Origin of the sequence: Komagataeibacter europaeus LMG 18890 (assembly GCF_000285295.1) — a bacterium.
Taxonomy (GTDB): domain Bacteria; phylum Pseudomonadota; class Alphaproteobacteria; order Acetobacterales; family Acetobacteraceae; genus Komagataeibacter; species Komagataeibacter europaeus.
Genome location: NZ_CADP01000090.1, coordinates 1 through 10,863, shown reverse-complemented (window position 1 = coordinate 10,863; position 10,863 = coordinate 1). Strand labels below are relative to the sequence as shown.

The 10,863-nt window shown below is 58.4% G+C and carries 8 protein-coding genes and 1 pseudogene; 8 read left to right on the top strand and 1 reads right to left on the bottom strand.

All coding sequences use genetic code 11. The features are described from left to right. The 3 genes from GEU01_RS16805 to GEU01_RS16795 form a co-directional block, all read left to right on the top strand. Window positions 1-355: transposase (locus tag GEU01_RS16805; protein ID WP_019086449.1), on the top strand; the 355-nt coding region annotated here is incomplete at its 5' end. A 431-nt stretch (window positions 356-786) separates the two neighbouring features. Next, on the top strand, window positions 787-3,072 hold the full coding sequence (locus GEU01_RS16800) for a TonB-dependent receptor (protein ID WP_019087000.1): 2,286 nt from the start codon (window positions 787-789) through the stop codon (window positions 3,070-3,072). A gap of 325 nt (window positions 3,073-3,397) precedes the next feature. Then, entirely contained in the window at window positions 3,398-5,014 is a 1,617-nt protein-coding gene (locus GEU01_RS16795) for a GMC family oxidoreductase (RefSeq protein WP_019086999.1), read from the top strand. A gap of 35 nt (window positions 5,015-5,049) precedes the next feature. Here GEU01_RS16795 and GEU01_RS16790 read toward each other — a convergent pair whose 3' ends face one another. Continuing rightward, window positions 5,050-6,450: a purine-cytosine permease family protein gene (locus GEU01_RS16790; RefSeq protein WP_019086998.1), complete on the bottom strand. Its 1,401-nt coding sequence runs from the start codon at window positions 6,448-6,450 to the stop codon at window positions 5,050-5,052. 284 nt (window positions 6,451-6,734) lie between these two features. Here GEU01_RS16790 and hutU point away from each other — a divergent pair, with 284 nt between their 5' ends. The 5 genes and pseudogenes from hutU to GEU01_RS16765 all read left to right on the top strand — a co-directional run. Further along, window positions 6,735-8,432 carry a urocanate hydratase gene (hutU, locus tag GEU01_RS16785; RefSeq protein ID WP_198284488.1) on the top strand — a complete coding sequence of 566 codons (1,698 nt, stop codon included), beginning with the start codon at window positions 6,735-6,737 and terminating at the stop codon, window positions 8,430-8,432. A gap of 4 nt (window positions 8,433-8,436) precedes the next feature. After that, a complete protein-coding gene (gene hutH, locus GEU01_RS16780) occupies window positions 8,437-9,984 on the top strand; it encodes a histidine ammonia-lyase (protein ID WP_019086996.1) in 1,548 nt (515 codons plus the stop codon). A 97-nt stretch (window positions 9,985-10,081) separates the two neighbouring features. After that, window positions 10,082-10,267 (top strand): annotated as a pseudogene (locus GEU01_RS27600) (alpha-hydroxy-acid oxidizing protein); the annotation flags it as partial. A gap of 85 nt (window positions 10,268-10,352) precedes the next feature. Next, a complete protein-coding gene (locus tag GEU01_RS26985; protein WP_232272595.1) occupies window positions 10,353-10,520 on the top strand; it encodes an alpha-hydroxy-acid oxidizing protein in 168 nt (55 codons plus the stop codon). A gap of 72 nt (window positions 10,521-10,592) precedes the next feature. After that, window positions 10,593-10,863, top strand: a 271-nt coding sequence (locus GEU01_RS16765; protein ID WP_026018770.1) for a helix-turn-helix domain-containing protein, incomplete at its 3' end; no start/stop codon positions are given.

The following is a 10,863-nucleotide window of genomic DNA, read 5'->3' as shown; positions in this document are numbered from 1 at the left end:
CCTCGTGCTCCCTGTCTGCAACCTGCACGGCATGCAGCTCCATCTCGCGGAGATTTCACGCACGGTCGCGCAGGGCGCTCACGCCGTCCTCATTGTGGATCAGGCCGCATGGCATACCAGTCAGAAGCTGGATGTTCCCTACAATATCACCATTCTCCCGCTGCCTCCCCGGGCTCCTGAACTGAACCCGGTGGAAAATCTCTGGCAGTTCCTGCGCAATACATGGCTCTCAAACAGGATCTTCAGAACCTATGACGATATCGTTGATATCGCCTGCCATGCCTGGAACCAGCTCGTCAATCAACCATGGCGCATCATGTCAATCGGACTGCGCAATTGGGCTCATGGGTTATAGCAATCAACGGTTGGTATAAGGTTTTTTTATCAGGGCTGCTGTTGCTGGCGCGACAGCAGCCCTGAATGTTTGTGGCAAGTATTGCAGCGAATGGTGATATAACAGTCAGAATAATTGCTAAAATGCAACATGTCCCGATAAATGTATGGACAGCCCATATAGAGACGTCTGGAATGTAGGAATTCTGTTGCCTTGCCATTACGGGACCACAATAATACAACGATGTTATCTCTGCTTGTACATACATGTGGTTATGCAGCCGGCCCCGGGCCGGAAAAGTCAGCAGACACGGGCATGACGCGTGTTGCTGATGCAATCAGATATTTTCCTGTCATGATTTTTAAGGGGGCAGTATGCGCAGACGTTCGACTGGCTTGACTGTATGTATGATACTGTCATCAACATTCCTGACTAATGGACTGCGTCTGCACATGGCCCATGCGGCCGATGTCGTGCAAAAAAATCCTGTCAATGCAAAGGCGACGACTGCATCCGGTGGCGCGACGAAGGCTGCCAGGGCGGGGGGCACGACAGTCAATACGGGCATCAATGCCACCGGCGCGGGTGAACAGCTGCGTGTCACGCGCACGCGTTCGTATGGGGGCCTGATCCGTAACGAAACGGCGGCGAAATCGGTCAGTACCGTGTCCCATGATTATATTGCCAAGCAGGCGCCCGCGTCCAACCCGCTGGCGCTGGTGGCCATGTCACCGGGTGCGAACGTGTCCATGGGCGACCCGTTTGGTGTCAGTGATGAATCCGATATCAATGTCCGCGGCCTGAACCAGCAGGAAATTGGCTTCACCTTCGAAGGGGCGCCAATGAACGATCCGGATGACTATACCCCCAATTCGTCCGAATGGGTGGATAGCGAGAACATGGATAACGTCCAGCTGCAGCAGGGCGCCCCCAGCCTCGAAACCCCCACCACCACGTCATCTGGCGGCACCATGGCCGTCAAGATGCGCGGACCTAAGCATACCCGTGGCGGCGAATTCGATGTCAGCTACGGCACGCACCAGATGAACCGCCAGTTCATCCGGTATGACAGTGGGGATATCGCCAATACCGGTCTGCGGGCATTTGCGTCCTTTTCCGACCTGACCAGTCGCGCCTGGCGTGGTCCCGGGCGGAACAACCGCTGGCATGTGGACTACAAGCTGATCAAGGAATGGGGTGACGGGAATTACATTTCCCTGTCCGGTTCCTACAACAATGAACATACGGCGTGGTACAGCACCCCGACCCTGAGCGACTGGAACAAGTACGGGCTGAAGAACAACCCTGACGACATGCAGGGCAAATATACCTTTGGCAGTCCAAATTATTACAAATCCTATGCCACCAGCTGGACCGACTATTTCCTGAGCGCACCGTCACATTTCAAGCTGGCGCGTAACCTGACACTGGATGTAACACCCTATTATTACCATGGCAGCGGGAACTATCCCTTTGGCGTGACAACCGTTTCGACAACCGGGCCGTATTATAACGGAACGACAGCCAATTCTTCACCGCTTGCCGGGAATAATTATTCGGAAGATGGTCAGACCGCGGCAATCCAGAACTGGATTGGCGTGGAAAACTATACAGGATTCAACTCCACCCTGCATTACAAGGTGGCCAACCATGACCTCGTCTTCGGGTACTGGTATGGCTATACCGACATGCATGTTGATGAACCGCTCAGCGGGCTGGATGCGTCCGGCAATTCAACGGGCTACCTGCGGCAGCAGGATGGCACCACGCTGAATGAATGGTCCTATCACACCATTACCCAGACGAATGCGCTGTATATTGGCGATACCATGCATTTCCTGAACAGGAAGCTGACGCTGGATGTTGGCTTCAAGGAAGTCATGGCGGCACGAAATGGCACGCTGAACCAGCCTGGCCCCCAGTACAACGCCAATTATTATTCGGCACAGCCGCTGCCGCGCATGTCCATCAGCTACAAGTTCAACCCGAATATCATGGTATTCGGCAACGTGACGACCAGTTACCGCCTGCCGCTGGGTTCCGCTTTCTACAACCAGTATGACAGTCCGTGGGATGGCGGGATGTATCAGACCGCGAACAAGAAACTGCATGATGAATACAGCGTGTCGGAAGAAGTGGGTGCACGGTACCATGACAAGTGGATCACGGCATCGCTGACCCTGTTCAATTACAACTTCTCGCATCACCAGATTAACGAATACATCGGTAACGTGCCGTATTATCAGGATGCAGGCAGCATGACGACGCGCGGTTTCGATGGTGAACTGGCGCTGCATCCATGGCATCACATCACGCCTTACGGGTCGGTTGAATATCTGTATGCCCGTCAGGATTCCAACATTACAATGGATGGCGTGACCTATCACACGGCAGGCAAGATGGCGACTTCCGCGCCACGCTGGATGGCGGCAGCCGGCCTGCAATATGACGATGGTCGTTTCTTTGGCAGTGTGTCGCTGAAATATGTGGACAAGGAATATGGCACGTTCATGAACGATGAACAGATTTCCGGTCACAAGCAGGTTGACATGATGATCGGTGCCCGCGCGCCGGATATCGGCTTCCTCAAGGCGCCTTCACTGCGTCTGAACGTCATCAACCTGGCGGATCATCATTACCTGTCCGGTGTGTATAATACCGGGCCGGTCGCGGGCACCGCGCAGTACTACACGGCGCCGAACTTCGCGTGCCTGGGAACATTCAGCACGGGCTTCTGATCCGGTTGCGTTCCATGAAGGGGTCATGCCTGCGGGCATGGCCCCTTTTTTGTGGGTCTGGATAGGTTTTGACTATCCACCTGGTACGTTTTTTGTTGTTGTCCTATATGGGGTAAACATTACGATTTCAGTTATCTGAAATACATACATGATATCAGAAGCTGTTTGAAAAGTCAGATCAGGAAGCATCCTGCAATCATAAGGAGGTTTCTGCTGAAGCTTTTTTCGAAAAGGCGGAGGCTGGAAACTTTTACTGTTTCTTGTCAATCAATTGTTTTCAGATGGCTTCTTATCATGATTGTGACAAGGCAAGGTATGTAAATCGATGCGGCAGGCGTCCTTTCCTCGTGAATTTGACTATATCATTGTCGGGGGCGGATCCTCGGGGTGCGTGCTGGCCAATCGGTTGAGCGCCGATCCGCGTAATCAGGTCTGCCTGATTGAAGAAGGGGGCGGTGATAACACGCCCCGTATCCAGATCCCCGCCGGCACCCTGACCCTGTATAAAAGCCGCAAGCTGGCCTATCAGTTTTTCTCGGTGCCGCAGGCTGATCTGGATAACCGCCGCATCCATGTGCCGCGCGGCCGGGGTCTGGGTGGTTCCAGCATAATGAACAGCATGATCTATATCCGTGGCGACCGGTCGGATTATGATGGCTGGGCAGCACGGGGATGTGCCGGGTGGGACTATGCCTCGGTCCTGAAATATTTCATGAAATCGGAACATGACTGCCTTGGCCATGATCCCCGCTTTCATGGGACGCAGGGCGAACTGGATGTCACCGCCCCGCGTGAAGCCAATCCCCTGTCACGTCTGTTTATCGAAGCGGCCGAACAGGTCGGACAGAAGGAAAATCCCGATTTCAACGGCAGCGTCCTTGACGGTGTGGGGATTTACAATGTCACGCAGCGCGATGGAAAACGGTTGAGCGCCTATCGTGCATTTGTGCATCCCATACGCCACCGGCCGAACCTGCATGTCATGACAGGCATGACGGTCAGATCCCTGATTATCCGGCAGCACAGGATACTGGGGGTCAATGTGGTCTATGGCGGGCAACAGTTTGGCCTGTTCGCCCAACGGGAAACCGTACTGTCGGCGGGGGCCATTGGCTCCCCTGTCATCCTTATGGCATCGGGGATCGGGCGGGGAAATGACCTGGTGGGGGCGGGTCTGTCCGTGATCCATGAATTGCCGGGGGTGGGACAGAACCTGCAGGATCATCTGGACGGCCTGGTCACCGTGCGGTCGGATGAGGCGCGCAGCCTTGGCTTTTCATGGAAATCGTTGCCCGCCGTCCTGTCTTCCCCGCATAAATATGCCCTGTGGCGCAAAGGGTGGCTGACAACCAACTATGTCGAAGCAGGCGGCTTCGCCCGCACGCCACTGGCGGATGGCCTGCCGGATGTCCAGTTCCATTTCGTACCCGGATTCCGCAGCCATCGGGGGCGTCTGTTTGAAATGGGGCATGGGTTTGCCATCCATACCTGCGTGCTGCGTCCGCATAGCCGGGGAGAAATCCGTCTGGGCCGAAATGGGCCGCAGGATATCCAGATTGATTTCCGTTTCCTGCATGATCCCCGTGACGGGACGGTCCTGCGGGAAGGGATCCGTCTGGCGCGCCAGATCATACGCGCCCCGGCCTTTGACGGCATTCGTGGCCGCGAAATGGCGCCTGGCCCCGATGTGGTGACTGACGACGAACTGATGGCCTATATCAGGCGTAGCGCCAGTACGGTCTTCCACCCCGCAGGCACATGCCGGATGGGCATGGACGAAAATGCGGTGGTGACCCCGGACCTGAAATTACGGGGAATGGCGGGACTACGGATTGCCGATGCCTCGATCATGCCGACATTGGTCAGCGGCAATACCAATGCGCCCTGTATCATGATTGCTGAAAAAGCTGCCGATATGATCCTGTCAGACCGGCAACAGTAAACAGGCGGGAAGACCGGAGCGGATCGGGAATGCCCTCAATCCGCTGTGGCGGCAAGGCCGGCCGGGGCTGCGCGTGCCTGCCGCCCCGCTGCCCACCAGTACAGGGGCGTGGTGACAACAAGACCGACAATCCATGACAGGTCCACCCCATGCACCAGCCGCGCCATGGGCCCGGTGAACAGGGCATTGGACAGGAAGGGGATCTGGATCAGGATGCCGACAAAATAGCAGATGAAGGCCGGTTTGTTGTAGCGACCATAACGTCCGCCCGTCGGGTGGAAAAAGGCTTCGACATCATATTCACCCCGATGGATCAGGTAATAATCCGTCAGGTTGATCGCGGTCCACGGGATCATGACCGACATCAGCAGTTCAAGGAATTCGCTGTACAGCGTCATGAAGCTGCGGGCCATGAACACGGCCATAAGCAGTGCGATCGTCAGCAGCCCCGATGTAATGGCAAGGCGCAGCGCCTTCTGATGCCGGCGCGTGGAGACAAAGGTCTGGATGATTGTCAGGGTGGACAGGGCGCCGCAATAGACATTCATCGCGTTGGCCACGGCAATGCTGAGCGACAGGGCACACAGCACCGGCACGGCCGCGCCATGCAGCATCTGCCCCAGGGTCGCGACAATATTATGGCCACTGGCCAACTGGCCGATCATGGCCCCCAGCGCCATGGGCAGCACGGATCCCAGCACGGCGCCCCAGAAACAGGCATGGAACGCCTTGCGCTCCCCATCCGGGCCGGGAGGCAGGTAACGCGATGAATCGGATACATAGGGGGCATAGGCAATCTGCCACAGGGCGGCGGTTGAAATCGTGCCCAGCAGGCCACGCGTGCTGATATGGGCGTGGCTGGCCTGCAGCAGGTCCGTGCCATGTTCCCAACCGACAAGACACAGGCACAGCATGATGGCGACCCCGCACACCCATGTCATGATGCGTGCGGCCGTATGGATCATGCCATAACCGTAAATGGCGGGAATGACGGACAGCGCCTGAATGATCAGGATACCCCCCAGTCGGCTGAGATGCGGCACGATGAACTGCAGCCCTTCGCCACCCAGCACCAGGTTGGACGCGGCAAAGCCCACATACATGATGACGATCAGGGCCGTGATCGGCACGGCGCCGACAATGCCGAACTGGCCACGTGTCTGGACCATCTGCGGCACGCCAAGGCGCGGGCCCTGCGCTGCATGCAGCGCCATGAAGATGGCGCCGATCATGTTGCCGGCAATGATGGCGGCAAGGGCGGGCAGGAAAGGCAGGTCAAAGACACCTGTCGCCAGCGCCCCGGTCACGACCGTCAGCATCATCAGGTTGGAACCGAACCATATCGTAAACAGGTCACGGGGCCGTCCGTGGCGCTGGTCCAGCGGGATACGGTATATGGTCGCGGATTCGATTTTTGTCGGAACCGTCTCTGCCATCAGGAAATATACTCCGTAACGATATGGCGTTCCCTGTCGGGCAGGGGCTCTGGACCTATCGTAAGTGATGCATAGCGTTTGCTTGCATAACTTATTCTGTCTCAACGAAACAAAAAAATATATGCGATGCTGAAGTTAAGGGCAGTCCGCGCCCTGGCGCGCGGTTGTGGCCGCATCTGTCGCCACAGGAAAACATCATATCATTTCGGGTATGGATTGACAGGGCAAAATCGATATGCGCTAACTATTGATATATACAAGTGCATGCAAGGTGATCCGACGCTATGACCGAGACCTCCCCCCCCTGTAATGATCGCATGGCAAACGACCGCGTGATCCGCGCGCCCCATGGTTCCCGGTTGACAGCGCGTAGCTGGCAGACCGAAGGGGCCCTGCGCATGTTGATGAACAACCTTGACCCCGAAGTGGCCGAAAACCCGTCCGAACTGGTTGTATATGGGGGTATCGGCCGGGCAGCCCGCAACTGGTCCTGTTACGACCGTATCGTTGAATGTCTGCGTGGGCTGGAAGATGACCAGACGCTGCTGGTGCAGTCGGGCAAGCCTGCGGGCATCTTCCGTACCCATGCCGATGCGCCGCGGGTGCTGATCGCCAATTCCAACATCGTGCCGCATTGGGCGAACTGGGACAAATTCAACGAACTCGACCGGCTTGGCCTCATGATGTACGGCCAGATGACGGCCGGGTCATGGATTTACATCGGTTCGCAGGGGATCGTGCAAGGTACGTATGAAACCTTTGTTGAAATGGGCCGCCAGTACTATGGCGGCAACCTGACGGGCCGCTGGATCCTGACGGGTGGCCTTGGCGGCATGAGCGGGGCGCAGCCACTGGCCGCAGTCATGGCGGGTGCGTCCATGCTGGCGGTGGAATGCCAGCCCGGCCGTATCCAGAAACGGCTGGAGACCGGCTATCTGGACCGTCGGGTGGACAACCTTGACGAGGCGCTGGAACTGATTGCCGAAGCAAACCGCAGCGGCAAGCCCGTTTCGGTTGGCCTGCTGGGCAATGCGGCTGAAGTATTTCCCGAACTGGTGCGCCGTGGCATCCACCCCGATGCGGTGACGGACCAGACATCGGCGCATGATCCGCTCAATGGCTACCTGCCTGCGGGCTGGACGCTGGAACAGGCGGAAAAAATGCGCATTACCGACCCCGCAGCCGTGGAAAAGGCGGCAAAGGAGTCGATGCGCCTGCATGTCGAAGCCATGGTGGCGTTCCATAAGCTGGGTATCCCGACCTTCGATTACGGTAACAATATCCGCCAGATGGCGTATGAGGCCGGTTGTACGGACGCCTTTGCGTTCCCCGGTTTCGTGCCGGCCTATATCCGCCCGCTGTTCTGCCGTGGGATCGGCCCGTTCCGCTGGGCCGCGCTGTCCGGTGACCCCGAGGACATCTATCGCACGGACCAGAAGGTGAAGGAACTGCTGCCGGACGACCATCACCTGCATAACTGGCTGGATATGGCGCGTGAGAAAATCCAGTTCCAGGGCCTGCCGTCGCGTATCTGCTGGGTTGGCCTTGGGGACCGGCACCGTCTTGGCCTCGCATTCAATGAAATGGTGGCCAAGGGCGAACTGAAGGGGCCGATCGTGATTGGTCGTGACCATCTGGACAGTGGTTCCGTCGCCAGCCCCAACCGGGAAACGGAAGCCATGCGGGACGGCAGTGATGCCGTATCGGACTGGCCGCTGCTCAATGCGCTGCTGAATACGGCGTCGGGTGCGACGTGGGTTTCCCTGCATCATGGTGGGGGCGTGGGCATGGGCTTCTCCCAGCATGCCGGGATGGTGATCGTGGCGGACGGGAGCGAGGGCGCAACCCGGCGGCTTGAACGCGTGCTGTGGAATGACCCGGCTACCGGCGTGATGCGCCATGCGGATGCGGGCTACGACATCGCCGTTTCCTGTGCCAATGAAAAAGGGCTCGACCTGCCCATGATTACGCGAAAGAGCTGAAATTATGACAACAACAGACAGGCTGGTGCTGGAACCCGGTCAGCTGACACTGGCACAGATGCGCCAGTTCTACCTTGACGGGTCGGATGTCGCGCTGGCGGCGGGCGTGGTGGCGCACCTGCATGAAGCCGCGGCTTCCGTGACCCGGATCGTGGAACGGGGCGAGCCGGTTTACGGCGTCAATACCGGCTTTGGCAAACTTGCCAAGACACGTATCCCCGATGACAAACTGCGTGACCTGCAGCGCAACCTCGTGCTCAGCCACGCCGCAGGGATCGGGGAGCCGATGCCCGCGCGTATCGTGCGCCTGATCATGCTGCTGAAGGCAAATGGCCTGGCCCGTGGTTTTTCGGGTGTCCGGGCGGAAGTGGTCGAACTGCTGGTCACCATGCTCGAACGTGGTGTCGTGCCGGTCATCCCGTACAAGGGATCGGTCGGCGCATCCGGTGATCTGGCGCCGCTTGCGCATATGAGTGCCGTGATGATCGGGGAAGGCGAGGCCTTTATCAATGGCGAAAGGCATGCCGGGGCTGAGGCGATGTGCCTGGCCGGGCTGTCACCGCTGGAACTGGGGCCGAAGGAAGGCCTGGCACTGCTGAACGGCACGCAGGTTTCCACCGCGCTGGCGCTGGCGGCACTGTTTGACGCCGAACGCCTGCTGCAATGCGCCCTTGCGACTGGCGGCCTGACCCTTGACGCCGCGCGCGGCACGGATGCGCCATTCGACCCACGCCTGCATGAACTGCGTGGCCAGCGTGGCCAGATCGAATGCGCCAGCGTCTATCGGGCGCTTATGCACGGATCAGCCATTCGCGCGTCCCATGTCGAGGAAGACGAACGCGTGCAGGACCCGTACTGCCTGCGTTGCCAGCCGCAGGTCATGGGCGCATGTCTGGACAGCCTGCGCCATGCGGCGGGTATCCTGCTGCTGGAAGCGAACGCGGTTTCTGACAACCCCATTCATTTCGCCGATACGGATGAAATGATTTCCGGCGGCAACTTCCATGCGGAACCCGTGGCGATCGCATCTGACCTCATGGCGATTGCAGTATCGGAAATCGGGGCCATTGCCGAACGGCGCCTTGCCCTGCTGGTCGATGCGCAGATGAGCGGCCTGCCGCCGTTCCTGGTCAATGACAGTGGCCTGAATTCAGGCTTCATGATTGCACAGGTCACGGCTGCGGCCCTTGCGTCGGAAAACAAGACGCTGGCCCATCCCGCCAGTGTGGACAGCCTGCCGACGTCCGCCAATCAGGAAGATCACGTCAGCATGGCAACCTTCGCTGCCCGCCGGGTGACGGATATTGTCGATAATGTCCGTGTCATCCTCGCGGTGGAATATCTGGCGGCGGTTCAGGGCCTGGATTTCCTGGCGCCCCTGTCTTCGTCAAAGTCACTGGTCGCGGCGGCGCAGGTCCTGCGCGCGCATGTTCCGTTCTTTGAACAGGATCGCCTGTTCACGCCCGACATTGAAAAGGCGGCGGAACTGCTGGCGGATGGCAGTCTGGTCACAACCATTGGCCAGCATGTGGCGCTGCCGCAGGTCGGATAGGGCGGACATATCCCTTTCCCGGTCTTTATTATTGTAAAGTAATGGGTTAGGGATATTTCAGGTCATGACGTAACAAGGACGTGGAGAAAGACGGACGATGGAATTTTCAGGCATTGACGACCTGTGTCAGATGGCCAACCGTCGCCTGCCACGCCTGTTTCGTGATTATGTGAACGGGGGCGCGCATGGTGAAGTCGCCGTGCGCGCGAACCGACAGGCCTTTCTTGACTGGAAAATCATTCCGCGCTGCCTGCGCGATGTATCGCAGGTGGATATCGGGTCCACGTGGCTGGGCAGGTCCCGTGGGGCACCGTTCATGCTGGGGCCGGTCGGTTTCGCAGGGCATGATGCATGCCGGTGGGGACGTCATGGCGGCGCAGGCTGCTGCGCGGGCAGGTATTCCGTTGGCCTTTTCCACCTTCTCCATCGCTTCCATGGAAAAACTGTCCCGTGTGCCGGGCGTGGACCTGCTGGCGCAGATCTATGTCTTCAGGGATCGCGACCTGACGCGTGATACCAACCATTGTTTGGCCTGACTCACGGGGTACCCATCGGTTTAAAAATGTGATTCATAGGATGCAGACCATTCTCTGAAGGAGGCATTCTGGATGGGCAGCCCTCTATCCCTGCGTGACGATCATGATAGTTCGGAGTTGCGACGCCTTGCGCGCAGAAGCCGGCATGCGGGTCAGTCGCGTCGCCTGTTGGCGCTTGCGGCGATTTATGATGGCGCCTCGCGCGGCGAGGCGGCCCTGCTTGCGGGGACAGACCGTCAGAGTATCCGTGACTGGGTGCTGCGTTTCAATGCGGATGGCCCGGATGGCCTTGTGGATCGTCATGGCGGGGGACAGAAAGCCCGCCTGACACAGGAGATGCTGT